The sequence below is a fragment of the Mucilaginibacter gossypii genome, assembly GCF_017569325.2.
Lineage (GTDB): Bacteria > Bacteroidota > Bacteroidia > Sphingobacteriales > Sphingobacteriaceae > Mucilaginibacter > Mucilaginibacter gossypii.
The window spans coordinates 2,992,507-3,019,101 of record NZ_CP071878.2 but is presented as its reverse complement, the minus strand read 5'-3'; the positions used below and the strand labels follow the sequence as shown (position 1 = coordinate 3,019,101).

Annotated in this window: 21 protein-coding genes; 14 read left to right on the top strand and 7 right to left on the bottom strand. The window is 42.6% G+C overall.

The genetic code is table 11. The features are described 5' to 3' along the window. The first annotated feature begins 97 nt into the window (after positions 1-97). Together J3L18_RS12640 and xth are read left to right on the top strand one after the other, a co-directional pair. Positions 98-289: a hypothetical protein gene (locus J3L18_RS12640; RefSeq protein ID WP_129568797.1), complete on the top strand. Its 192-nt coding sequence runs from the start codon at positions 98-100 to the stop codon at positions 287-289. 111 nt (positions 290-400) lie between these two features. Next, entirely contained in the window at positions 401-1,180 is a 780-nt protein-coding gene (gene xth, locus J3L18_RS12635) for an exodeoxyribonuclease III (protein WP_129568796.1), read from the top strand. A 66-nt stretch (positions 1,181-1,246) separates the two neighbouring features. On the opposite strand, the gene J3L18_RS12630 is transcribed toward xth, so the two are convergent. The 4 genes from J3L18_RS12630 to J3L18_RS12615 all read right to left on the bottom strand — a co-directional run bounded on the left by J3L18_RS12630 (position 1,247) and on the right by J3L18_RS12615 (position 6,190). Further along, entirely contained in the window at positions 1,247-1,858 is a 612-nt protein-coding gene (locus J3L18_RS12630; RefSeq protein WP_129568795.1) for a hypothetical protein, read from the bottom strand. Positions 1,859-2,010: 152 nt separating this feature from the next. After that, a complete protein-coding gene (locus J3L18_RS12625; protein WP_129568794.1) occupies positions 2,011-3,870 on the bottom strand; it encodes a DNA topoisomerase 3 in 1,860 nt (619 codons plus the stop codon). Between the two features lie 126 nt (positions 3,871-3,996). Next, on the bottom strand, positions 3,997-5,082 hold the full coding sequence (locus tag J3L18_RS12620; RefSeq protein WP_129568793.1) for a phosphotransferase enzyme family protein: 1,086 nt from the start codon (positions 5,080-5,082) through the stop codon (positions 3,997-3,999). A gap of 82 nt (positions 5,083-5,164) precedes the next feature. Then, entirely contained in the window at positions 5,165-6,190 is a 1,026-nt protein-coding gene (locus J3L18_RS12615) for a LacI family DNA-binding transcriptional regulator (protein ID WP_090524728.1), read from the bottom strand. A 490-nt stretch (positions 6,191-6,680) separates the two neighbouring features. Here J3L18_RS12615 and J3L18_RS12610 point away from each other — a divergent pair, with 490 nt between their 5' ends. The 9 genes from J3L18_RS12610 to J3L18_RS12570 all read left to right on the top strand — a co-directional run bounded on the left by J3L18_RS12610 (position 6,681) and on the right by J3L18_RS12570 (position 22,307). Then, positions 6,681-7,919 (top strand): DUF3472 domain-containing protein, encoded by a 1,239-nt coding sequence (locus tag J3L18_RS12610; protein ID WP_189549146.1) that lies wholly within the window; start codon positions 6,681-6,683, stop codon positions 7,917-7,919. A 24-nt stretch (positions 7,920-7,943) separates the two neighbouring features. Continuing rightward, complete coding sequence (locus tag J3L18_RS12605) at positions 7,944-9,293, top strand: Gfo/Idh/MocA family protein (protein WP_129568791.1); 1,350 nt, start codon at positions 7,944-7,946, stop codon at positions 9,291-9,293. Positions 9,294-9,780: 487 nt separating this feature from the next. Continuing rightward, positions 9,781-12,846, top strand: a complete 3,066-nt coding sequence (locus J3L18_RS12600) for a SusC/RagA family TonB-linked outer membrane protein (RefSeq protein ID WP_129568790.1) — start codon at positions 9,781-9,783, stop codon at positions 12,844-12,846. A 40-nt stretch (positions 12,847-12,886) separates the two neighbouring features. Beyond that, positions 12,887-14,407: a RagB/SusD family nutrient uptake outer membrane protein gene (locus J3L18_RS12595; protein ID WP_129568789.1), complete on the top strand. Its 1,521-nt coding sequence runs from the start codon at positions 12,887-12,889 to the stop codon at positions 14,405-14,407. Positions 14,408-14,477: 70 nt separating this feature from the next. Further along, positions 14,478-15,896 (top strand): aryl-sulfate sulfotransferase, encoded by a 1,419-nt coding sequence (locus tag J3L18_RS12590; protein WP_129568788.1) that lies wholly within the window; start codon positions 14,478-14,480, stop codon positions 15,894-15,896. 10 nt (positions 15,897-15,906) lie between these two features. Beyond that, positions 15,907-16,923, top strand: a complete 1,017-nt coding sequence (locus J3L18_RS12585) for a c-type cytochrome (protein WP_208102450.1) — start codon at positions 15,907-15,909, stop codon at positions 16,921-16,923. A gap of 152 nt (positions 16,924-17,075) precedes the next feature. After that, on the top strand, positions 17,076-20,060 hold the full coding sequence (locus tag J3L18_RS12580; protein ID WP_091168156.1) for a glycoside hydrolase domain-containing protein: 2,985 nt from the start codon (positions 17,076-17,078) through the stop codon (positions 20,058-20,060). Between the two features lie 316 nt (positions 20,061-20,376). Beyond that, entirely contained in the window at positions 20,377-20,937 is a 561-nt protein-coding gene (locus J3L18_RS12575; protein WP_129568787.1) for an inorganic diphosphatase, read from the top strand. Positions 20,938-21,185: 248 nt separating this feature from the next. Next, positions 21,186-22,307, top strand: a complete 1,122-nt coding sequence (locus J3L18_RS12570) for an XrtY-associated glycosyltransferase XYAG1 (RefSeq protein WP_129568786.1) — start codon at positions 21,186-21,188, stop codon at positions 22,305-22,307. 105 nt (positions 22,308-22,412) lie between these two features. Here the strand turns inward: J3L18_RS12570 and J3L18_RS12565 are convergent, their stop codons facing one another. Genes J3L18_RS12565 through J3L18_RS12555 form a run of 3 tightly spaced genes read right to left on the bottom strand, consistent with a single transcriptional unit; the run spans position 22,413 to position 24,750 of the window. Further along, positions 22,413-22,736 carry a hypothetical protein gene (locus J3L18_RS12565; RefSeq protein ID WP_091168146.1) on the bottom strand — a complete coding sequence of 108 codons (324 nt, stop codon included), beginning with the start codon at positions 22,734-22,736 and terminating at the stop codon, positions 22,413-22,415. 35 nt (positions 22,737-22,771) lie between these two features. Beyond that, on the bottom strand, positions 22,772-23,704 hold the full coding sequence (locus J3L18_RS12560) for a cation diffusion facilitator family transporter (protein WP_129568785.1): 933 nt from the start codon (positions 23,702-23,704) through the stop codon (positions 22,772-22,774). A 5-nt stretch (positions 23,705-23,709) separates the two neighbouring features. After that, entirely contained in the window at positions 23,710-24,750 is a 1,041-nt protein-coding gene (locus J3L18_RS12555; protein WP_091168137.1) for an AI-2E family transporter, read from the bottom strand. Between the two features lie 230 nt (positions 24,751-24,980). Between J3L18_RS12555 and J3L18_RS12550 the strand changes: the two genes are divergently transcribed. The 3 genes from J3L18_RS12550 (at position 24,981) to J3L18_RS12540 (ending at position 26,502) form a co-directional block, all read left to right on the top strand. Further along, on the top strand, positions 24,981-25,292 hold the full coding sequence (locus tag J3L18_RS12550) for a hypothetical protein (RefSeq protein WP_129568784.1): 312 nt from the start codon (positions 24,981-24,983) through the stop codon (positions 25,290-25,292). A 7-nt stretch (positions 25,293-25,299) separates the two neighbouring features. After that, a complete protein-coding gene (locus J3L18_RS12545; protein ID WP_129568783.1) occupies positions 25,300-26,154 on the top strand; it encodes an ROK family protein in 855 nt (284 codons plus the stop codon). A gap of 63 nt (positions 26,155-26,217) precedes the next feature. After that, positions 26,218-26,502: a glycoside hydrolase family 2 protein gene (locus tag J3L18_RS12540; protein WP_129568782.1), complete on the top strand. Its 285-nt coding sequence runs from the start codon at positions 26,218-26,220 to the stop codon at positions 26,500-26,502. Positions 26,503-26,595 lie beyond the last annotated feature (93 nt).

Sequence of the window (26,595 nt, the reverse complement as noted above, 5' to 3'; positions counted from 1 at the left end):
ACTACAAATGTAATTAAACATTTTTAAAATGCAAGCGATATTTTGGTTAAGAAAGATCTTTCTGAAAACCAATTATTCCCTTAGCAGTTATTAAGATATGTCAAAGAAAAAAACCATGCCAAACGAGCCAGATGAAATGCCGGTAAACCCGGAGCGGCCAGAAATCAGGCAGCCTACGGACCCCGGAGAGCCGGAAATGCCCGAAGAAGCGCCGGAAAATATCCCGAATGAAATCCCCGATCCAGAGCCAAGCCAGCCTGAAGTAGACCCGGATGAGTTTGAAAAGTAAGGGAATAATTTACCGCTCATAAACCATTGCAACTAATTGCTTGCGATGGGTGGCCGTGCTTTTAATATTTTGGAACATGCATGATATAACCTAAACTATTTAAATTGCATCATGAAAATAGCTACGTATAACGTAAATGGTGTAAATGGGCGCCTGCCTGTTTTGCTCCGCTGGTTAAAGGAAACATCCCCTGACGTTGCCTGCTTGCAGGAACTTAAAGCTCCACAGGAAAACTTTCCGGAGCAGGCTATACTTGACGCAGGTTATAGAGCCATCTGGCATGGCCAAAAAAGCTGGAACGGCGTTGCGATACTGGCAAAAGACCGGGAAATTACTGAGGTATGCCGGGCACTTCCCGGCGATCCGGAAGATGAGCATAACCGTTATATTGAAGCACTTGTTGATGGTATTACCATTGGCTGCCTGTACCTGCCCAACGGAAACCCGGCCCCCGGTCCTAAATTTGATTATAAATTAGGCTGGTTTGAACGCCTTAAAATTCACGCAGCCGGTTTACTTGCAGCCGATAAACCTGTTGTATTAACCGGCGATTATAACGTTATGCCTACCGAGCTCGACGTTTATAAACCGGAGCGATGGGTAAATGATGCGCTCTTTCGCCCTGAAACACGCGAAGCCTTTAAAACACTGGTACAACAGGGCTGGACGGATGCTATCCGCAAAATTTATCCTACCGAAGTGATTTATACCTTTTTCGATTATTTCCGCGATGCCTACGGCCGTAACGCCGGTTTACGGATCGATCATTTTTTACTGAGCCCTCACCTGGAAAAACGTCTTTTAGCTGCAGGTGTAAACCGGGATGTACGAGGTTGGGAAAAAACCAGTGATCACGCACCGGTTTGGATTGAATTGAAAGATGCTGAATGAGTTTAAGAATTGAAGACTTACGAAGTTTTTAAAACTTCGTAAGTCTGGTTCAAAAACTTGTTGCGCTTACCTCCGCATACCAATGTTTTCGTGCACCCATTTGGCCTCTTCTTCCGGGGTTACTTTATCAATGGTACTGTTTACCCTGCTAAAAGTAGCCCCGGGGAAATCATAAGGTTTGCTATCGTCAAAAAACGGACCGACAACGCCAAGCATCCACCCGTTTTTAGCAGCCCAGTGGGGTGGGGTTACACGGTATTTAAACACCTCGTAGTGGATAAAATTGTTTCTGCCGTCAAAATCAATGGTAACCCGTTTAATATGTTCAATTTCGTCGGGGCAGGCATCCAATTCGGTAGGGAACTCCAGCCATTGGGCTAGTGAGCTTTCCGCTCCTTTAATAAGCGTAAGGTATGCCTCCGGGAACAAGTGTAATTCCTCAAGTTCTTTTAAATACAAAAAGGTGTCGTAGCGGGTAAGCAGATTTTGGGCAAAGGGCAAAACATCTTCGGCGGTTAAACCTGCAGCCGCTTCCGCCTTTTTATAAAGTGGTAAAATCCTTGCTGATCGCTCCAATTCAAGTTTCTTCTTTTTCTTCTTAACATCAAATAACCTGAAAGCCGCAAATGCTATAATAAAAACTATAATGGTAATTACCATAAGCGTGATTAGATCCATAATGCAATGAATGTAAGCTTTTATGCATACAAATATCAAATTTATCGCATTACCAAAGTAAAATCGACACTTAACGTTTTATCCGGCGCCGGAGTAGTTGCAGTTAAGGTTCCTGTTATTCTTATTGATAGCGCTATTCATGTCGCCATCCTTTATGCTGTAACTTTGCTCCCAGCTGCTTCTACAGCCGGAATTTTTAATGATTTTCCCTGCGCCAGTAATTCGGAAGTGATAGCCCGTGTATAGGTTTTGATCTCGTTCTGGAATTCGGTAACCGAAGCTCCGGAGCGGATCTCTTCGAGGCGTTTCTCCCAGGTACCTGTAAGTTCGGCCTGGGCTATCTGCTGGTTTTTTACTACTTCATAAACAGCAATGCCGGTAGGGGTGGGCACCAGGTTTTTCTTTTCCCTGATAATATAATTGCGTTTTAGCAGGGTTTCAATAATGGCCGCCCTTGTTGCCGGCGTTCCAAGGCCGCTGTCTTTCATAGCGTAACGCAGCTCTTCGTCGTCAATCTCTTTGCCTGCCGTTTCCAATGCTTTAAGCAGGGTGGCTTCGTTGTATAGTGGCCGGGGTTTGGTTTGTTTTTCGAGCAGGGCTTTGGCTGTTATCGGGAGGTTTTCGCCCTGGGTTACTTTAGGCAGCGTTGCGTTCTCTTCGTCCTTTTTGTCGTCTTCCTTGTCGTTAAATACAGAACGCCAGCCGGCAGTATGGATCACCGTTCCGCTGGCGTTGAATTTAGCGCCCGATTGCACCACAATTTTTGTGACTTCCTTAATACAATCCTGATGAAATGCTTCGAGCATACGACCGGCCACCATATCGTAAATGGCCTGCTGATCGGCCGAAAGCTGGTGCGGGTTTTCGCCGGTGGTAAGCACGGCGTGGTGATCTGTTACCTTTTTTGCATTTACGCTTCGTTTGTTAAGCGTAGCGCTGCCCAACGCAATGGCTTGTTTGCCAAACAGCGGATGTTGTTCCAGCTTTTCAATCAACGCAGGTACGCCTGCAAAAACATCGTCGCCTATATAGCGGCTGCCGGTACGGGGGTAGGTAACCAGTTTGTTTTCGTAAAGGTTTTGGAGGATGGTAAGGGTTTGATCGGCAGTGAAGCCTTTGCGTTTGTTGGCTTCCTGCTGCAGACTGCTCAAGTCATGCAATAGTGGAGGTGGCTCTTTGCGCGGCTTGGCTTCTACCTGTAAAATATGGCCACCCTGCGGAAAGCCGCCTTCAACATCCTGTACCTTGTCAAGTACGGCCTGTGCTTCTTCTTTTGTTTTATAATTTTCGGCAGATATCGCTTTAAATACCTGTCCGTCTTTATCAGGATGGATACTTACCTGGTAAAAGGTTTCGGGTACGAAGTTTTTGTTTTCGAGGTACCGCGAACAGATCATGGCAAGGGTAGGGGTTTGCACTCTGCCTAAGGAAAGCACAGCGCCGCGAATGCCCGAAGAAAGACTAAGCGCCTGCGTGGCGTTCATACCCACCAGCCAGTCCGACTGGGAACGGCAATGGGCCGAATTGAACAGTGTATCATAATCGCTGCCGGGCTTCAGGTTACGGAAGCCCTCTTTGATAGCCTCATCAGTTTGCGATGAGATCCAGAGCCTTTTAAAAGGCTTTTTGCATTTTAAGTAATAGTAAATATAGCGAAAGATGAGTTCCCCTTCGCGCCCGGCATCCGTTGCTACAATGATCTCAGTGGCTTCGTCAAATAGTTTTTGAATGGTATCCAGCTGTTTTTTTACTGATGGATCATCCACCAAACCATCCTTGGTTTTAACCTTGCGAATGGAAAGCTTAAACTTTTGAGGCAGCATAGGCAGGTGCTGAACGCTCCAGCCGTAATAACCATACTCCTGCGGGGCGGCAAGCTGCAGCAGGTGACCGAAAGCCCAGGTAAAGGTGAAACCCTTGCCTTCAATATAACCGTCTTTCTTTGTAGTTGCCCCAAAAACTTTGGCAATTTCCCTGGCTACAGATGGTTTTTCGGCTATAATAACTTTCATAAATGTTGTTTCCCGTGTCCCGGTTTAGGCCGGTGCTGCTAATACGGGCGTCGAAAGTATGAATTTAGCGAGGCCTGTGCAAGGTTTGTTGGTAACATTGTGCGGCCCAACAGATTGAATGACCTGTTAAATGCCGTTGGCGGTGGTCAGTAATTCTTTATCTACACCGGCAATTATTTCTGCAAATACAGGTTCGGCATTGATGTAACCTTCAAGTAGTTTAAACTGGTTTTTAGCCCTGATCAAATTATGCCCTTCATATTGGGTACCATAGTAAATATCATTATTTAAAAAATCGGTTAAAAAACGGAGGCCCTGCATATAGATCATTAATTTGCCCGAAAAGGTGAAATACTGTTTTTCAGTTTCAGTAAGGATGTTGCTCATTTCGCTCATATAACCTTTATATATCGCTCTGAAAAAATCTGTCCTGATGATAATTTTATCCAGATCTTTTTCCTCTTCGTTGGCGGGCGATAAATAGGTGCGCATCATATCGCCAACATCGCTTAAATAATAGCCGGGCATTACTGTATCAAGGTCAACAATACATAGCGCGTTTTGGTCTTTGTCGAACAGTACGTTATTTATTTTGGTATCGTGATGGATCACCCGGAGCGGGATTTCTTTATTGGTTGTAAACAGGTTATAGGTATGCAATATGTTGATATGATCATCCGCAGCTTTTACTTCCTTAGCAGCCTGTTCCAGTTTTCGGGGTTCGGCTGTTTTTAAAGCCTGTTCAAACTGTGCAACCCGTAATTTTAGATTATGAAAATCCGGAAGTGTGTATTCGAGTTTGCTGATGTCAAAATGATTTAACAAACGGGTAAACCGGCCAAACTGCACCGCAGCGCTATAGGCTTCCTTTGTATCCTGCAAAAAGTTTACTGTATGCGATCCTTCAATAAATGGAAAAAGCCGGTAAAACTTACCGTCGGCGGCTTGAATGATCGATTTCCCTTTTTGATTCTTTAACGGGGCTACAAATAAATAACCTGGATTGTGTTTGTCAAAATATTCTTTGATTAGTACAAGGTTGCTGTCGATATGATCGGGCCTTTTGAAAACAGCGACGTTGATTTGCTGAAGAATATAGGAATGGTTAGCACCACTTATTTTATAAGTATAGTTTATTAAACCCGAGCCAAAGGGCCGGATATGGTATTCAGAAACGTTTAATCCAAAATTTATTAGGATATCATCAAACATATTATAGACGTTAACTCATCAAACATAGCTAATTTCATAAACGATAGCCATGCGCAAACGTTTGAGTGTTTTTTGTTTAGGTTTATTTTTTGTTTTCAACCAGTTGCGATTCAATAATCACCTTGTAAAAGGCACTTGGTTCATTGCCGCCGGTACCCTGGTGATGCAGCAGGTCCATCAAAATATCAGTTGCTTTTTGCCCCTGTAAATATGGGAATTGTTCAACAGAAGCGGCGGGAATATTCTCCATATAATTGATTAGCGGTAAATTGGCATAGCTTACAAATTCAAGATCCTTATTGATCCTGATGTTTAATTTGCTGGCATGTTTAATGGCAAAAAGTGCTACATAATCATTAAACGTTACTATAGCGGTTGGCTTACGTTTGCTGGCCAATAATTCATCTAACGCCTTCCTGGTGCCTTCTTCGGTAAGGTCGCACGAAACTATGAGCGAAGGGTCGTACTTAAGCCTGTTTTTGGTCATAGCTTTAATGTAGCCCTCTTTACGCTCGCCGGTAGCAACCATGGTTTGCGGCCCGTTGATCATGCCTATTGCCCGGTGACCTTTTTTTAGCAGGTAACTCACTGCCTCAATAGTGCCGATTTCCATATTGCAGGCTACATAATGGATGTTGGGTATGGCCGGGATCCTATCGAAATAAACTACCGGGATATTGTATTTTTTTAAGTTTTCAAAATGCTGGTACGAGGAGGTATTTTTCCCTACCGATACAAGCAGCCCATCAACCCGGTGGTTTTTCATTTTTTCAACCAGCTGTTTTTCCTTTTGCTCATCATCATGTGATTGTGCCAGCAATACGGTATAATTTTTTTTATAGGCAGTATCTTCAATAGCGCTTATGGCCGAGGAGAAAAAAGCCTCCGAAAGTTCGGGTAAAATGACCCCGATGGTGAGCGTTTTGCCCTTTTGCAAAAAAATAGCGGTTTGGTTAGGCTCATAGTTTAACTCGCCGGCCAGCTTTTTAACTTTTGCCCTTGTGGTTAGTCCTATGCTCGGATGATCATGCAAGGCCCTTGAAACTGTAGAAACCGAGATGCCTAATATTTGTGCTATCTCTTTTATAGTAGTTGGCTTTGTTTGCATCAATTACGGGCTAATGTTGTTTTTATAGTTAAAGTTAAGCGATTATTATGAAATAGCTTGTATTAAGTGCATTGCAAACGTTTGCGTGCTAAATCATCAGTTTGCATAAGTTGGCAGGTAAGTATAGTGGAGATTTGAACATTAGCGGAGGCATATAGTACCCTTTAATTTTATTTAGAGAGCTCCGCTTATCTGCAACAAAGAAATAATCGCTTAGCAGGCATATTTACCTTCAATTTTAGAAGCCGAAGTCGTTACCCCATAATGTTTGATAAATATTTGTTTTTCAATTAATGCCAGTTAAGGGATAATTATGCCCATTTTTCAAACGTTTGCGTTGAAATTGAAACATTTATTTTTTCTTAAAGCCACTAATGCGAGTACATTTATGAAACGATACTTGTGTTATAACCCAATGATGAAGAAAACCGTTATAATTTGTCTTTCAATATTGTTTATTTTCATAGGAAATAGAGCTGCCTTTGCGCAAATGGTACACATTGATGCTTCAAAACTGCGTCATGTTATCCCTTTTGGTGGTAATGCCTGGGTAAACGCGCCGGATACCATAACCGATGAAGGTTTGATTGGCCTGAGAAGCATAAAATCAACCTGTAATATTTATTTCAGGGTTAGTGTTGCACAGGACCTTGAGCTTGCGCTGGTGGTACGGGTGCCGCAGGGGAACAGCGTGCTGCGGTTATCGGTAGGAAAAAATGCGATCGTCAAAAAAATAAGCAATACCAGGTTTGATACCGTCAGTTTTGGGAAGGTTCACCTCAGTCGGCCGGGTTATGTAAAGATAAGTTTAAGAGGCATCAGTAAAACCGGGACTGTTTATGCAGATGTATCTGACCTTGTGGTTACTTTGCAAAAGCCGGATAATGATATGTCATATGTTGCAAAAGGCAGCTCATATCATTTTGGCAGAAGGGGGCCTTCTGTGCATTTACGCTACCCTGTCCCTACCGACAAAGAGAATAAAGTAAAATGGTTTTATAATGAGATCATAGTACCCAAAGGACTGGATGTGATCGGCTCCTATTTTATGGCCGATGGTTTTGGCGAGGGATACTTCGGCATGCAGGTAAATTCTGCAACCGAGCGCAGGGTGCTATTTTCGGTATGGAGCCCTTTTAATACCGAAGACCCAAAAAGTATCCCGGATAGCATGCGCATTAAACTGGTTAAAAGCGGCAGTAATGTTCATATAGGTGAGTTCGGGAATGAAGGCTCGGGAGGCCAAAGTTATATGCGCTTCCCCTGGAAAGCCGGACAAGCTTACGCCTTTTTGCTTAGCGCCGAGCCGGATAACGTCAAACGTACAACTACCTACACTGCGTACTTTAAAGATGTAGCTGCAGATAAATGGTTTCTGATAGCCAGCTTTAACCGGCCGCAAAAGGCCACTTATTTAACTCATTTGTATTCGTTTGTCGAGAACTTTGAACCCAGGAATGGCGATAAGATCCGTAAAGCTTATTTCACCAATCAGTGGATAGGTGACAGCGAAAATAACTGGCTGGAACTCACACACGCCGTATACACCGGCGACGCTACAGCCAATGCCAACTATCGTAAGGATTATGCCGGCGGAAAAGAAGGCGATAAATTCTTCCTGCAAAATGGTGGGTTCTTTAATAATTATATACCGCTTAAAACTCCGTACGATCGCAACGCAACAAAGCAAAAGCCTGTAATTGATTTTGAAAAACTCCCTAATAAATAAGCCCCAAAAACCTCAATATTATATATGGAAAGAAGACAATTTTTGAAAACCAGCGCAATTGCTGCGGCAGGTTTTAGCATTTTACAGTCAGGAAGCCTGTTTGCATCGGCACCTGCAAAAGTCCGCTTAGGTTACATTGGCGTAGGTGCCCGTGGCATGAGCCATATTGCCGAAGGTTTGCTGCGCGATGACGTGGAAATAGTAGCCATTTGCGATACCCAGGAAAGCTCCCTGAAAATTTGCCGCGGATACATCGCCAAAAAAGGCCATGCACCCGTAAAGGAATACACCGGCGGACTGGATGCCTACAAAAAGCTGCTGGATCATAAAGATATTGACGCGGTAATTATAGCCACACCATGGCAGTTTCACCATCCGCAAGCTATCGACGCCATGAAAGCCGGAAAGTATGTGGGTTGCGAAGTAATTGCCGGTCTTACGGTTGAAGATCACTGGGATATCGTTAACACTTCAGAAAAAACAGGTATCCCATACATGACGCTCGAAAACGTTTGTTATCGTCGTGATGTGATGGCTGCTTTAAATATGGTGCGCCAGGACCTGTTTGGCGAAATGATCCATTTGGAAGGCGGATATCAGCATAATTTAAGAGGTGTATTGTTCAATAATGGTAAGCAATATTATGGGGGCGGCGTTGAGTTTGGCCCTAAAGCCCTGAGCGAAGCCCAATGGCGTACGCAGTTCAATATCGACGTGGACGGTGATATTTACCCAACCCATGGCGCGGGCCCATGTATGCATTATGCCAATATCAATGCGGGAAACCGTTTTACTAACCTGGTATCGTTTAGCTCAAAAGCAAAGGGTTTGGCAGCATATGTAGAAGAATTATCCCCTGGTCACCCGAATGCTAAGATCCATTACAAAAACGGCGATGTTACCACTACCATGATCAACTGTGCCAATGGCGAAACTGTAATGCTAAGTCATGACACGCACCTGCCACGCCCTTATTCATTAGGTTTCAGGGTGCAGGGCACTAAAGGTTTATGGATGGATGTTAACAAAAGCGTGTATATCGATCATAAATCAAAAGAAGATGATTCATGGGATCCGGCAAAAGAATGGTTTGATAAATATGACCATCCGCTTTGGAAAAAATATGAAAAGTTTGCCGAAGGTGCCGGTCACGGTGGCATGGACTGGTTTGTGTTTAATGCTTTCGTAGAGTCGGTTAAGCAAAAACGCCAAACACCTATAGATGTTTATGATTCTGTTACCATGAGCGTAATTACGCCTTTATCAACAAAATCATTGAAAGAAGGTAACGCAAGTGTGGCATTTCCTGATTTTACAAGGGGTAAATGGAAGGAGCGTAAAAATACCTTCGCGCTTGATGACAGCGGCTTTTAATTATCGTTTATATTTTTTGCATGTTTTATGTTTAGCCCGGCCCAACCAGCCGGGCTTTACTTTTTTTAAGGAATAATAGCTAAAAATCGTGTCATTGCGAGCGCAGTGTGGCAATCGCATGTTATACAGAGCGGCCCTGCTTCCGTGCGATTGCCACGCTGCGCTCGCAATGACATATATCTATATCAACCTGCTCATAATTAAATTCTTTACATATAATCCGGAAACACGCAGATTCCATAAAATTTGTCCCTAATTCATTTCGTTTATCGCGCCAAAAGTCTTCCAAAACACAGTTTTTTTATCGCAAAATACTTTGAGTCAAACGTTTGCGTAGGTCCGATTTTGCCCAAAACAAACGTTTGCGCTGTGTTTGGAGGGGCGATTTTTTGCTTTCAAAATCCGCTATCTCTAATTTCCAATGTTCAAAAACAGAGCTAAATCACATTAAAAAGCTAACAATTAATTAATACTAACACCACCACGTATGATTAAAATTTACTCAAACCCCGATCGGGGCTTCAGCAAACACGTTTATTTAAGGAGGCAGATCAATGGCCTTTTTAAATTGATATGCTGTTGCCTGCTACTATTATTGCCAGTACTTGCCAACGCGCAAACAACAATCAGCGGTAGCGTAAAAGATAAAGACGGTCCGGTAATTGGCGCTACCGTTATTCAAAAAGGCGTCAAAAATACTACCACAACTGATGTCAATGGTAAGTTTAAAATTACATTAAAGGGCAGTTCAACAGTGTTGGTTGTTTCTTATGTAGGGTATAAACCACAGGAAGTATCAATTAGCGGTTCCTCAGACATTACTATCACTTTACAGGAGGACCTTAATAAACTGAACGAAGTAGTTGTAGTAGGTTACGGTACAGTTAAAAAAGGAAATATAACAGGATCGGTTAGTTCAATAAAAAGTGATGACCTTACACTTGGTGGTACAACTACTAATATCGGGCAGGCCATTCAGGGTAAAGCTGCCGGTGTTCAGGTGCAACAAACCAGTTTTGCACCGGGCTCAGGGATTAATATCACTGTAAGGGGTGGTAACTCTATCAATACTTCTACCTCTCCTTTATATGTAGTTGACGGTTTTATCAGCGATAATGGCAACCAGGTTAACCCTAACGACGTCGAAGATATCCAGGTATTAAAGGATGCCTCTGCAACAGCTATTTATGGAGCAAGGGGCGGTAACGGCGTTGTTTTGATCACCACCAAAAAAGGAAAAAACGGCAAGGTTTCTTTAGATGCTGATATATCAGGAGGTACACAATATCTAAGGTATAAGCCGGACCTGTTAACCGGGCAGCAGTACACCGATATCCAAAACGCTACAGCTATTGAAGATGGCAAGCCACAACCATACCCGTCAAGTTTCCAGGTGGCCAACACCAATTGGTTAAAGCTTGCAACCCGCAACGCAACAGTTCAAAATCAAAGCATCAGTTTAAGCTCAGGTGATCAGAATTCAAAGATATATGTTGCTGGTAATCATATTAAACAGGTTGGTGTGTTGCAGCATACCGGTTTTGAAAGATATACTGCAAGGATAGGTGCTGAGAAAACAATGAATGAAAACCTGAAGATCAGCGCTAATTTTTATGGTGCCAGCTCAAGTTCGACATTGCAATCGTACTCTGGAGACATAACTGCGCCATTATTTAGTTTATTGACAGCACCACCTAATGTAAAGCCTTATAATGCTGATGGTACTTATAATTACTACGTTACCCAGGGCACAAAGACTAACGCTTTGGCCGGCCTTTTGGAACCAACAAACAACAGTGGCAATAAATTGATAAATGCCAATATTGGGTTAGATTATAAAATTATTAACGGCTTAACTTATCATCTTACGGCCGGTACCGAATACACTCAAACTACAGCAGGCCAGTACCTGCCTACTACTACCATCGCAGGTGCTAAGCAGGGCGGTGTTGCCAGTGAGCAAACATCATCAGCTTTCAGATGGATAGTTGAAAATTACTTTACCTATAAGTTCAACATCGCTAAGGATCATGACTTCACTGTTTTATTAGGTACATCAAATCAAAAAGATGTTACCGAAGGACTAAGTGCCGGTGCTAAAGGCTTCTCAACCGATGCGTTCTTGTACTACAACCTTGGTGCCGGATCATTGGTAAATGGTTATGGCAGCAGTAAGGCAGAGGCTATGTTAACCTCGTATTTTACAAGGTTTAATTATGCATATAGGGATAAATTATTAGCCTCGTTCTCTTACCGTGACGATCGTTCGTCAAACTTCGGCTCAAACAAGCGTTCAGGTTTTTTCCCCGCAGGTGCAGTAGCTTATAAACTTACCGATGATGATTTTATAAAAGATCTGAATACCTTCTCAAACTTAAAAGCACGTGTTAGTTACGGTGTTACTGGTAATGACCGTATCCCTGCGAGTTTATATCTTTCAACATTTGGACCTTATGGTGTAGTACTGAATGAAACCGGTAATCTTCAGACAGGGATAGAACCAAAAACATTGGCTAATCCTAACCTAAAATGGGAAAGCACCAGGCAGTTTGATGTTGGTTTGGATATGGGTTTCGCCAATGGCCGTATTAATGCAAGTATCGACTATTACAGTAAAAAAACAACCGACCTGTTAATTCAGATCCCCATAGGACAGCAATGGGGGTTCAGTAATCAGTATGTAAACGGTGGCGCAATCCAAAACCGCGGTATCGAGCTTTCAGTAAATACCAATAATGTGCGTGGTAAAGATTTGTCGTGGAACAGCACGGTTACTTTTGCTTACAATAAGCAAAAGGCATTGGATTTAGGTCCGGGAGTAACCGTGATCAGTACCAACACTGCAAACCCAAGCGGTACTGTTTCGGGGCAGGAATTTACAAGGGTTGTACCTGGCATTGAATTAGGTGAGTTGTATGGGTATGTTTACGAAGGGGTAGTGAAAACCGGTGAAAAATATGCACCACAGCCAAACTCAAAAGCAGGCGATCCTAAATATAAAGACGTTAATGGTGATGGTGTAATTACCCCGGCCGACCGCACCTACCTGGGCAACTCTAACCCGCATTACATGGCCGGTTTTGGTAACGATTTTCATTATAAAGGCATCGATCTGGGTATATTTTTTCAGGGCGCATTTGACTATTACCTGTATAACATGAACGCCATGGTATTAGAGTCAACCACAGGTGCTGCTGCATTGAACAGGTTTGTAGTCGGCAAAAACGAAAATACCCCAATCCCGCGCGAAGGTTATTATCTAAGTACTTATGGTAGCTACGTAAACTCACGTTTTGTTGAAAATGCTTCTTATGTACGTTTAAAGTCGCTTACGCTGGCTTATAATTTCCCTGCATCGTTGTTTCAGCACCTAAAAATTTTACAGGGAATAAGGGTTTATGCAGAAGCGCAAAACTTATGGACAATTACGGGCTACAAAGGTACCGACCCGGAAGTTAACGTACATTCTGGTGCTACCGGCGGCGGCTTAGACTTTAACTCGTTCCCGGCATTCAGAACCATAACATTCGGTATTAAAGCATCTATCCATTAATGAAATTATCCATTTAAAGGATCAACAAAATTTAAATCAAATGAAAAAATATAATATTCTACTTTTAGCAGCAGCGGTAGTTACACAGTTTTCGTGTAATAAAACCAATCTCGAGCCTAAAATATACAGCAGCTTAACAAGTCAAAATGCATTTTTAACCAAATCAGATGCTATTGCAGCCGTGAATGCGGTTTATGCCCGCTTAAAAGGTCCGGCGGTTGGTGACAATTTTGATTATTGGACGGTAAGGCACTTCGCCCTTACCGACTTAACCACCGATGTGGGCCACTGCAGCTACGCCGGCGACCCGGGACAATTATCACTGGTACAATGGAACTCGGCCAACGGTTTGATAGCTGAAGATTATAGGCAGATATATAAATTGGTGGCCAACGCAAACAACGCTATCTATAATATTTCAGCAATGAAAAGTATTACAGATGCTCAGAAAAATCAGTTTTTAGCCGAAATGAAATTTTTACGTGCTATAGCTTACTCTGACCTTACTGATGCCTGGGGCCCCGTGATCTTGACCACCGAAAAAGATATAGCCAACCCGGATTATAAAGCTCAAACTGCGCCAAGCCCTGTTGCGGATGTTGACGCGCTGATGATCAGCGACCTGCAAAATGCGGTCAATGTATTGCCTAAAGATTACACTAAAAGTGATATCTACACAACTAACGATGTTGGCCGGGCCACCAAAGGTGCGGCGATGTTCCTGCTGGCTAAGGTTTATCTGCGTGAGCACCAATGGCAAAAAGCGGCCGACCTTACAAAACAGGTAATGGATTTGGGTATTTACCAGTTATATCCAACTTATGAGGGTTTGTTTAAAGAATCAAACACCTGGTGTTCTGAAAATATCTTCTCGGTATTAAGCGATGCTAACGTTAATGGCACCGAATTATTGAACCACTTTGGTCCGTTGAGCCATCCGGTTTTAACCGACAGGTGGCAGTACTACGCTGTAACCTGGGATTTTTACAACAGCTATGGCGATGAAGACGATCGCAAAAAAATGTTCTTTACCCAATACCAGGGCGTTGATGGTTTAACTCATAAACAAGCGCCTTCATTAGGCGCTACCGCTCCGGATGGCGTATTGTATATGCCGGACGTTGCGACTATGAAATATGCCGATCCAAACGGGGCTAACACTTATTATGATGGCCACAGTGTTGATGTATTACGCTATGCCGATGTATTATTAAGTCGTGCCGAAGCTTTAAACGAATTGAATGGTCCAACCGCAGAGGCTGTTTCATTGGTAAACCAGGTTAAAGGCCGTTCGCACGCTAAGTTGCTGGTACAGGCTAATCTTACCCAGGCAAGTTTCCGTGATGCTTTATTGCAGGAGCGTGGCTGGGAACTGTATTACGAAGGCAAAAGAAGGGTCGATTTGAAACGCTTTGGAAAATATGATGTGATCGTGAACGCTTATCTGAAACGTATTGGCCAAACCAACACTGTTCAATTGCCGCGCGATGAATATTTCCCATATCCGCTTAACCAGGTTAATATTAACCCTAAGCTGAATAATGCGGGCAGACAACAATAAGCACACAATTCAAATATTAGTAAAGAGTATACAGCCTTCAATGGGTTGTATATTCTTTATTATTTAACCGATGTTACAAAATATAGTGATGAAAGATTGGTTTAAGGTTTTGGCGGCAGGTTTGTTGGTTTCGATCATCTGCGGTTGTTCGGGCGGAAACCTGGTAAAAGAAATTCACATAGGCCTGTATAATAACAATGAGCTAAAAATTAAGCTTAATGTTATGACCAGCAAGCCTGTTGATCTGTATGCCGAATACTGGATAGAAGGTAAGCAGCCGGTAAAATACAGGTCGACCACTACAGGTAATGCTACATCATATAAACTTGTACTTTGTAATATTTTACCCGATACCACATACTCATACCATATTGTAACTGTTGACGGTGGTGATACTGCTGTTAGTAAAACCTATACTTTTAAATCGCACCAGTTACCACTGTTTTTGCAGGAGCAGTTTAATGTAAAAGTTGCCGCGAAAGCTATACTGCCACTGCAGTTTAGTGATGGGTTGATGCTTATTAACAAGCGCTATGCTCCGGGCGTGGCGTTTTTGGTTGATGCCAGAGGACAGATCCGGTGGTACCACATGATTGACAGGCTGGGTTTTAAAGTGATCAATTTTACAAAAGATAAAACCCTGCTTTCTATTTTAGGCCGAAATGACGAACCTACCAGTTACGGCAGCGAGATACTGGAGGTCAATATGCTTGGCGATACGCTACTACACCTTACCAAAGGGCAGGGCGATTTCAAGCAAACCATTCATCACGAAATATTGAAAAATGATAAGGGCCAGCTGGTAACCATTTTTGTTGATAAGAGAATCATCGACCTTACATCAGTTGGAGGGAGCAAACAGGATACGGTTAATGGCGATGGTATTATGGTGATGGATAAAACCGGCAAACAGCTTTATAAATGGAGTGTGTTTGATGTAATTGATCCGCTGAAAGATCCTAAAATCCTGAAAACCAAAAAAGACTGGATGCATGCCAACAGTCTCAGCTATGATACAGACGGCAATTACCTGATGTCGTTCTACAACAACGGGCAGATCTGGAAAATTAACTCGCGCGATGGTAAGGTTATCTACAAGTTTGGTAAAGGCGGTTCCATAGCCATGCCTGCCGATTGCAACTTTACCCAGGCCCATGCCGCCCATATCAATAAACAGGGCAATCTGATGTTTTTTGATAATGGAGTGGAGAAACACCAGTCTGGCGTGTATGCAATGAAAATTGATGAGAAAAATCAAACGTCGACCATTGCCATGCACATTAAACTACCTAAAGAAATTTTTAACGGACGTATGGGCAGTGCCTATATGATCAATGATACAACCACATTGGTATGTTGCTCCAAAAGGCACATTGTGGTGCTGGCAAATAATAAAGGTGTGCTGCAATGGACGCTGGAAACATCGGTGCCAACTTACCGTGCAGGCTTTATCAAATACGAACAACTCGATCCATTTTTAAAACCATAGATCATTAAAAATGAAAAAGAAATATCAATATATAGCTTTGCTGATGTTGTTAGTCGCTTTGGCGAGCGTCGCGCAGTTAGTTTCATGCAGCGGGAGCAAAGCCGAGGAGGCGAATAGAGCTGATTCGGCGGCTGTGAATAACCTGGTTTCTGTAGATACCAGTAAAATGCCCGGTGGTAAATATGGTGCGGCTGTACGTTACGGAAGGGAGCTGATGTTGCATACCGCATACTACATTGGCCCTGAGGGTGTTAACGGACATTATACCGGCAATAAAATGAACTGTACCAACTGCCACCGCGATGCAGGCACAAGGCCATATGCATTTAACCTGGTAAGGTCGTTTCGTGATTATCCGCAATACAGGGCTAGGGAAGGAAGGATTTTATCCTTGGCCGAGCGCATCAACAATTGTGTAATGCGCCCTAACCTGGGTAAACCGTTGCCGTTGGATGGAAAGGAAATGATCTCGATCATGGCTTACCTGAAGTTTTTGAGCGATTCGTCAAATGTTTCTAAAACCACTAAAGGTTTAAAAAATATGGAAGTTGAGCTCCCAAATGTAGCTGCATCATCAGACAGGGGGGAGGTTTTATATGCTCAAAATTGTGAGCGCTGCCATGCTAAAAATGGTGAAGGTAAAATGCGTTTTGATAAGGTAACCTATGAATATCCGCCGGTATGGGGATTGTTGGCATATCGTCCCGGTTCAAGTATGCACCGCGTGGTTAAATTAGCGCAATGGTTAAAGGGCAATATGCCTTATGATAAAACAGCCGAAGGTAAACCTTTCTTAACCGATGCTGAAGCGCTTGATATCGCTGCTTTTGTTAATGACGATAAAAAGCACAAACGTCCGCTGCCTAAAACCACAAAGGAGGTTGATTATCCGCATTACGAAGAAAAAGCGATTGATTATGATAAAGGGCCTTTTAAAGATCCTTTTTCAGAACAACAGCATAAATATGGGCCATATAAGCCGATAATTGACTATTGGGAAGGTAAGGGGATTACGCCTGCTATTTAAATAGCAATACAAACCCAACTATGTCATTGCGAGGAGGGACGACGAAGCAATCTCGTAGTTATGCATCTTCGATATGCATTGGCTACGAGATTGCCGCGCTGCGCTCGCAATGACATAGTTTTTATTATAAAAAGACTGACTAAATTTATTTCATGAAAAAACAATTTTTAGCTATCACTTTCCTTTTATCGGGCTTTGCTGCTTCGGCACAAAAAGTACCTTATACCAATTGCGATAAATGCTGGCTGGCCGATTCATTAGGTAACCATCGTGTAGTGTTAACCTTTAATGGTACAGGTAAAGTGGCTAAAGCAGTAATTAATTGGAGACGCAGGGATAATGAGCCCGAAAACAAGCGGATCATTATTGAAGATGCTAAAACCAAGCAAAAAATAACTAATGTAAAAATCGGCGCAGTAAACCGTGAAAGCGGCGAACTGTATTTTGAGCCAACATCGGGTAAGGGCACTTACTTTGTGTATTACATGCCTTATAAAAATGAGGGACGCTCAAACTATCCTAAAGGTGTTTACCTTAAACCCGAAAATACAGCTTCGGCCGAGTGGCTTAGTGCCGTAAACGGTAAGCAGGCCCCGTTGGCCTCGGTGAAAGAATTTCAGTCGATAGATGCTTTTAACAGTTTTTACCCAATGGAGGTGATTGCTACCAACGCAGAAACTGAAGCATTGCTGAGCAAGCACAAATCCGAAGCATTTTTGGTTTTCCCTGAAGATAGGATGAACTCTATCCGCATGACCAAAGATTTGCCACAACGCTGGATTGAACTTGGTCCGCAAAATAAATATACAGGTGAAGCTGCCCGCGGCGAAAACTTTGCATTTCAACTGGGTATTTACGCCTTGAAGGATATCGAAAATGTACAGGTAACATTCAGTGACCTTAAATCAGTCACCGGTAAGGTTATTCCGGCTTCAGCATTGTTTTGCATTAATACCGGCGGTACCACTTATGATGCTAAGCCGCTTACCAAGGTTGTGAACGTGGCCAAAGGTGATATCCAGGCCTTATGGTGCGGGGTTGATGTACCTGCTGCCGTATTACCTTCGGTTTATACCGGTAAGGCTACTGTCAGCATTAACGGTAAGCCGGCAAAAACAATTGCTCTGTCGGTTAAAGTAAATAGCAAAATTTCAAAAGATGGCGGTGTAAGCGAGCCTTATAAAATGACCCGCCTGGGCTGGTTAAACTCAACCATGGCACAACAAAATACGGTCATTGCGCCGTATACACCACTTGAAATTAGCGGCAATACCATAAGCTTGTTAGGCCGCAAGGTGGAAGTGAATAAAGATGGTTTTCCAAAACAGATCCAGACTTATTTCACCCCGGAGATGACGGAGTACGCGGCAACACCCAATAACCTGCTTACCGAGGGTATTCACTTTCATTTTATCAACGCCGCCGGAAAAAAGATAAACCTGAAAAGCCAGGGCGTACAGTTCACCAAAAAAGAAGCAGGAACAGTTCAGTGGATTGCAATAAGCGCCAATGATAGTTTACAAATGGACGTAACGGCCTCGCTGGAGTTTGATGGCTTTATGGCTTACACCGTAAAAGTAAAAGCCCTGCAGGATGTTAGCCTGAAAGATGTTACCATGCACATCCCTTTTAAAAAGGATTTTGCAAAATATATGATGGGCCTGGGACAAAAAGGCGGCTATCGCCCCGAAAACTTTGAATGGAAATGGGATGTAGCCTATAAAAATCAGGATGGAGCCTGGATAGGCAATGTGAACGGCGGTTTGCAGTATTCGTTAAGGGATGAGAAATATGTTCGTCCGCTGAATACCAATTTCTACCTGCAAAAACCTTTATTGCTGCCAACCTCCTGGGGCAATGACAACAAAGGCGGTATTAAAGTGGCATTTGATGGTAAAGCGGTATTGGCCAACAATTACAGCGGCGAGCGCGACCTGAAAAAAGGTGATGAACTTTATTACAACTTCACGCTGCTGATAACGCCTTTCCATACCATCAATACCGATTTTCAGTGGGCTACAAGATTTTATCACTCATACAAACCTATTGATACTATAAAAAAAGCGGGAGCAACGCTTGTCAATATTCACCACGCAACGGCAATAAATCCAACTATTAACTACCCGTTTATTGCATGGCAAAAAATGAAGGCCTATGATGACTCGGCCCACGCGGCCGGGTTAAAGGTGAAGATCTATAACACTATCCGGGAGTTATCAAACCATGCTTATGAAACTTTCGCATTGCGTAGTTTGGGGCATGAAATTTATTCGCCGGGCAAGGGCGGCGGTTTCAGCTGGTTGCAGGAGCACGTGGGGGATGATTATATAGCAGCCTGGTTTGTGCCTGAGATTAAAGACGCAGCCATCATCAACAGCGGCATGAACCGTTGGCATAATTACTACGTGGAAGGCATGAACTGGTTAACCCAAAACGTCGGTATCGACGGTATTTACCTGGATGATGTGGCTTTTGACCGAGTTACGATGAAACGTATCAAACGTGTATTAACCAAAGATGGTCACCCGGGTATTATTGACTTGCACTCTGCTAACCAGTACAATAAAAGCGACGGTTTTAACAACAGTGCCAACCTGTACATGGAGCATTTCCCTTACCTGAACCGTTTATGGTTTGGTGAATATTTTGACTATGAAAAAAATGATCCTGATTTCTTCCTGACTGAAGTGAGTGGGATCCCGTTTGGTTTAATGGGCGAGATGCTGCAAGGCGGCGGTAATAAATGGCGTGGCATGGTTTACGGCATGACTAACCGTATGCCGTGGAGCGATGGTGCCGATCCGCGCCCGATCTGGAAAGCCTGGGATAATTTTGGAATGAAAGGCACAAAAATGATTGGTTATTGGGTTGATGATAACCCGGTGAAAACCGATAAAGCCAAAGTGATAGCAACTGTTTACAAAAAAGATGGTGCTGCCATGGTAGCAGTTGCCAGCTGGGAAGATGCTGATACCGATTTTCAATTAAATATCGATTGGAAAAATTTAGGCATTGACCCGGCCAAAGCAACTATCACTGCTCCTGAGATAAAAAGTTATCAGCCTGGCAAAACATTTGGCTTAAACGACAGGATTCCGGTTGAAAAAGGTAAAGGCTGGTTGTTGATTGTCAAATAGAACGGTTAATGCATAAAAATGGTTTATCACTACATGCTTTTGCATGGGTAGATCACTGATTTAAACCCGCCAGCCGGCTCTTGTGGTTTATTTATTACTGGTTTATTATGTTAGTTTGTAGTTGAGGTATGTACCAAGAGCATATATGCCGCCTGCGTTTTAATAAAAGCCGTAAACCCTTGAAACTGAACGGTAATTAGATTTTTGAAGCATTTGAGTAATAAAGTGGATTGAAATAAAATGAAAATATTTTAATCGAATCGGTAAATTGTTGGTACTTTCATAAAAAAATAACCAAAATATTGAATTACTACCAATGAATACACAGCATCCATGGCATGAAGTTTCAACCGGGCCTAAAATTCCCTATGTTGTAAACGCAGTTATTGAAATTCCCAAGGGCTCAAAGGCTAAATATGAGATTGATAAAGAATCCGGACTTTTAAAATTAGACCGCGTGCTTTTTTCTTCAGTAATGTATCCGGCCAATTATGGATTTATCCCTCAAACCTATTGTGATGATCATGATCCGCTTGATATTTTAGTTTTATGCTCGGTTGATGTTTTTCCGCTGTCTGTCATCGAAGCTAAGGTGATAGGGGTAATGCATATGGTTGACAATGGCGAACAGGATGACAAAATCATTGCCGTTGCCAATAATGATATGTCGGTTAATTATATAAATGATTTAAGCGAACTGCCACCTCATACAATTAAAGAGATAGAGTGTTTCTTTAAAGATTACAAGGTTTTGGAAGGTAAAAATGTAACTATTGAACGCTGGATGGGGGTAAGTTACGGCCATCAGGTGATAGAAGATAGTATGGTATTATACGATGTTAATTTTAAACCCGTCCAAACCAAAGTTGCCGGTTAAAATATTAAGATCTGACAAAAAATGTTTAACCCTGCTTCTTTTTAATTGAGTTGCGGCGTTAAACATTTTTATTTTTGCTTCGTCCTGGCATGGAGCGCAGGTAATCTTTGGGAGTTAGTACTTTTGGTTTCGTCCAGGATTTGCCTGCTCCGTTTATACCTCGATAATTTTAGGTTTAAAATTGCAGCAGGCTAAATAATCCCTCCGCGGGATGCATATTTGCATTCTCATATTGCTAATGATGTTTTATGAAAATACTGCACATTATACCTGCTTATAAACCCGCTTACGGCTACGGAGGTCCAACTGAATCTGTATCGCGGCTTTGCGAGGGATTAGCAGCTAATGGGCATGTTGTTGACGTTTTTACCACTACCGCTAATGGTAAAAACGAACTGGATGTAATACCCGGAGCTAAAACGAATGTTGAAGGGGTTAATGTGATTTATTTTAAACGGATCACCGGTGATCATACGCACGTTAGTCCGGCATTATGGCGCAGGCTTGTTAAAACTGCCAACCACTATGATGTGATCCATATTCATTCGTGGTGGAGTATTTTAAACGTAATTGCTGCACGGATCGCCTTGTTCAGTAAAGCCAAGGTTATTTTGGCGCCCCGCGGCATGCTAAGCGGGTACGTATTTGAAAGCGGGAACAACAGCTACAAAAAATTGATCCATAAATTAGGTGGTCGTAAAATTTTAAAGAAATGCGTGCTGCACGCTACCGCCCAATCTGAATATATGGAGTGCAGGAAGTTGATTCCGGGCTGGCAGGGCTTTGTATTACCCAATATTTTATCATTACCTGATATCAAAATAAAGGAACCCTATAATGAGTGCTTCAGGATTATTTTTATGTCGCGCATTCATCATAAAAAAGGACTTGAAAAACTATTTATTGCTATAAGCAAGCTCTCTTTTAACCTGAAACTTGTTATTGCCGGCGATGGCGAGGAAGCATATATACAGCAATTGAAACAACTTGCAGTTGAGTTAAATATAGCTTCAAAAATTGACTGGATAGGCTGGGTGAACCGGGATGAGAAATTTGAACGGCTTAACCAGTCTGATCTGTGTGTCCTCACCTCCTTTAATGAAAACTTCGCGAATGTGGTGGTTGAATCGCTGCATATGGGTACTGCTGTTTTAGTTTCCGAAAATGTAGGTCTTTCCGATTTTGTTGGTGAAAATAACCTGGGTTGGGTTTGTACATTAGATACCGTCGACATTGTCGAAAAGCTGAACGAAGCTCACCTTGCAAAACAAAAATTAGATCACATCCGCAAGCATGGCCGCGAAATTATCCGAACGACATTTCATGAGCCGGTGCTGATAACAAAGTATTACGAAGAGTATTTAAAATAATCCCTCTTTCTTTCGGTCAATTTACTATCCCGGATGGGTGCCTTCCTTTAAAGCTATGGCCGAAATGCGCGTTGGAAGTGAAGTTGGTACTATTAAAGGGCCAGACTATTGCCGGCCCTTCTGATACTTATAATGTAAATTCTTTAGCGTTTCGATAGTAGCCTCATCTGTCGAGATCCCGTAGCCCGTTACCAGCGTACCTTTAACACCTTCCGCTGAAGCAAGGGCGTAAACAATAGCCTCATCGGCAGGGTCGGAGGGGCCTTCGTAGCGGTATAGGTCCACTATTTCAAATTCTTTTACCGGGAAGTTTTCAGCGCCTGCCTTAAGATGGTCACCTTCCAGGCTAAATTCATGGGTATAGCCCTGTTCTTTTAATTTGGTTATAGCTTCGGTTACCGTTGCGTAATGAAATTTTTGTTCTTCCATGAGATAGGTGTTTGTTATCAATAGCTAATATACAATTAAAGTACGCTGCCTGTTTCAGTAATTTCTGCCGAAAATGTTTCGGGTTGTACCAACACAAAGCGCACCAAACTAAACTCCTGCTTAATACAATCCCGGATCCGGCCTATAGCTTCGTTGATTTGTTCGGTATTCAGATCATCTTTAAAAGCTACTATCAGCATCAAAATAATTTCATCGGGCGATTGATAAGTTGACAGCATGTGCATCACCTTTAAAACAGCATTATCCTGTTCAACGAGTGTGCTTATCTTAGTCCTCGATTCAGACGAAATACCCTCGCCCATAAGCAAACTCCTGCTTTCGCGGGCTAATATGGCCGAAACACCAACCAAAATTAAACCAACCAATAATGATGCTATACCGTCAAGCACAGGAATGTAGTAACGATGGTTCAGGAACATGCAAATGCCAACAATAAAAAGGCCTGCAACGGCTGCACTATCCTCAAACATCACTAAAAAGTTTGATGGGTCTTTGCTTTTAACTACGGCGTCCCACCAGGTTTGATCGCCCCTTATGGCGTTAAATTCTTTCAGGGCGATGATGAGCGATGAGCCTTCAAATATGACGGATAATCCCAAAACTATATAACTCATAGTAGGATCGCCAAGGGGTTTGGGTTCGCGGATATGTAATATACCCTGGTAAATGGATAACCCTCCGCCCAGGCCAAATATCATGATAGATACAATGAACGACCAGAAATACAGCTCCTTACCGTAGCCAAAAGGGTGGGTTTTATCGGGTTCTTTGCGTGCCCGGTGCAGACCAAGCAATAGTAGCAATTCGTTAGCAGTATCCACTACCGAGTGAATCCCTTCGGAGATCATAGATCCGCTTCGGCCTATAACGCCCGCTATAAATTTGGTTATTGCTATGAGCAGGTTGGCAATAAGTGCACTATATATCGATTTTTTTGATGAGGGCATATTCCTTAATGCGCTATTACCTCGGCATCGCCAAGTTTTTTAACATACAATTCATCAACCAAAATCACAATGATGGCCACAATAGGAACTGCCAATATGATACCCAGTACCCCCGAAAGCGTTCCCATAACCACCTGGCTGATGATGGTAAGCGCGGGAGGCAGGTTGATCATACGGTTTTGTACTATAGGCACTACGATATTGCTCACCACGGTTTGCGATATTATATAAATGAGCGCCACTATGATAGCTGTATTTGTGCCCATGGTGAGCGCAAGTAATACACCCGGTATCATGGCTATAACCGAACCCAGGTTAGGGATGATCTTTAACATGCCTGCAAATAAGGCTAATATCAATGCTGCCGGAATTCCCATAATGCTTAAGCCCATGGTAAGCAGCAAGCCCAATAATACCATAGAGAGCAGCATCCCTTTAATCCAACCTTTTAATGAAAGACTGATCCTGTCGATAATATCCTGTCCCAACGGTTTTTTTTGATCTGATAGCAGCATTAAAATGCCGTTTTTGTAAACATCGGGATTGGTGGTAAAAAAAATACTCAGGAACAGGATGATATAAATATCCCCCAACACGCCAAAGCTGGTACTAAAAAAGTGTTGTACCGTAACCACAACTTTATCGGGGTCATTATCGCCCGAAAAATAATCAAGTATTTGCTGCCCCGTTGGGTTTGAAGCCAGTTTAGCCTTAAAATTATTAACCGTATGCGGGAGTGTATCTTTAAGTAAAGCTATCTGGTGCTGTATGGTTGTGCCCATCAAATAAAACAAGCCCGCCACAATTAAAAATGAACCAACTACAGATATGATCATGGCATATCGCCTGGGCATTTTGGTGTTGCGCTCTATCAGGTCGCCAAGGCCGTGAAAATAAGTCGCGATCAGTGCGCCTGAAAGTACCATGAGCAGTACGTTAAAAGCCACCCGGGCTATCAGTATTACTACAACCAATAAGGCAACAATAGCAACAGTGTGCCATACTTTTTCGATATAAGTAAGCTCTTTCTCTTTTTTTGGGGTCATATAGCAGGTATTTGTTCCATTAACACATTCATGTACTCTAAATGTTTTGATTGAATTAAGTTAACAAGATATTATGAAAGAGATTGATACTGATTGTTACACTTTCTTTTTGAAATATTTTAAAATGAAAGTGTGAGAACTTAAACAAGCTGTTGTAAAATTATTCCTCCAAAGGATTTTTTAACGATATTTAGGTTTATACCGAACTAAAAACCATAGCCCTTCAGTTGATGAAGAAAAACTACTACATCTCATTGTATTCATTTTCAATAGTTGGCTTCTTTATGTCGGTAATATATATCGTTATATTCTCGCTGGCGTTGAGGTCGATAGCTGAAGATCACGGTTCATTTGCCGGGATCCTGGGTACCGGTATTATTGGTGGCGCAGTGGTTCAGCTCCTGATAGGTGGCTTGGGCAGCTTGTTTGGCTTAAGGCAGGGGATGTTTTTGCTGTACATTACATTCGGCTACATGCTTAGTATCGGCTTTTGGGCTAAGCCGCTGGTTACCAACAAAACTATTTTTGATAATAAAGCATAATAAATAAATGAGCAATATAAAAGTTATAGGTATTGATCTGGGAGCTACAAATATCCGCGGTGCGGTGGTTTATAATAACACCATCGGTTATATCATATCGCAACGGATAAAAAGCGAAGGCAGTGTAGAAGATGTGCTGAACGATATTTATGCTGTTGTTGATGCCCTGCTGCAAAACGATAAGGCCAGCGCCATAGGCATAGGCGTGCCCAGCGTGGTTGATGTAGCCGAAGGTATTGTTTATGATGTGCAATATATTCCCTCATGGAAGGAAGTACACCTGAAAAAACTGATGCAGGAGCGATACAACATCCCTGTATATGTAAATAATGACGCAAATTGTTTTGCCGTAGGTGAGTTATATTTTGGAAAGGGTAAAGGTGCCGATAGCATGGTTGGCGTAACCCTGGGCACCGGGCTTGGCACTGGCATTATCACCAATGGAAAACTGTACGCAGGCCACAATTGTGGCGCCGGGGAGATAGGTCTTTTTCCCTATATCGATAACGTCCTTGAGTATTATTGCAGCGGCTCATTCTTTAGCAATGTGTACGGATTGAATGGCGTACAGGTATTTAAAGATGCGCAGGCCGGCAAAGAGATGGCATTGGAGCTGTATGCCGAATTAGGAAACCATGTAGGGAATGCCGTGAAAATGATCATGTATGCTTATGATCCCGGACTGATTATTTTAGGCGGATCGGTAAGCCAGGCCTTTGAGTATTTTAAAGACACCATGTGGCAGCAGGTGAAAACCTTTGCCTATTCAAAAACGCTTGAACGTATAAAAATCGAGATCTCGGAACTGGAAAACAGCGGTATCATAGGTGCGGCTGCTTTGTATTACGACTATCAGAAGTGAAGTTAATCTGTCATAAAAAAATATTATTAATGTCGGTAATAGTCCTGCTCAATACAAGGGTATTTGTGCAGGGGCGACGGGAGTAATAATCAAAATACAGGTATTGCAATTGCGTTTTTTGTACATCTGCGCGCTTTAAAAGGGCAAGGTGGTGACGATATTTTACCGGTGATCTTCAGCGATAATTATATCTCACTGGCACCGGGCGAAAGCAGGGTGATTAAGTGCACCTATAGCACTAAAAATGCCGATGATACAACGCCCTATTTCCCAACTCCGGCCTGGAACCTGGATATAGCTGAGAGCAATGGCGATTGTGGGTTTGAAGATGGGCTGCCGAAGGAGTAGTTTACCCGGGAAATAAGCTGAGTATAACCTGTGTTTCTTTGGCTAAAACATTTGGTGAAATTTATCTCCGGGGGATAAATACAGGTGTTTTTT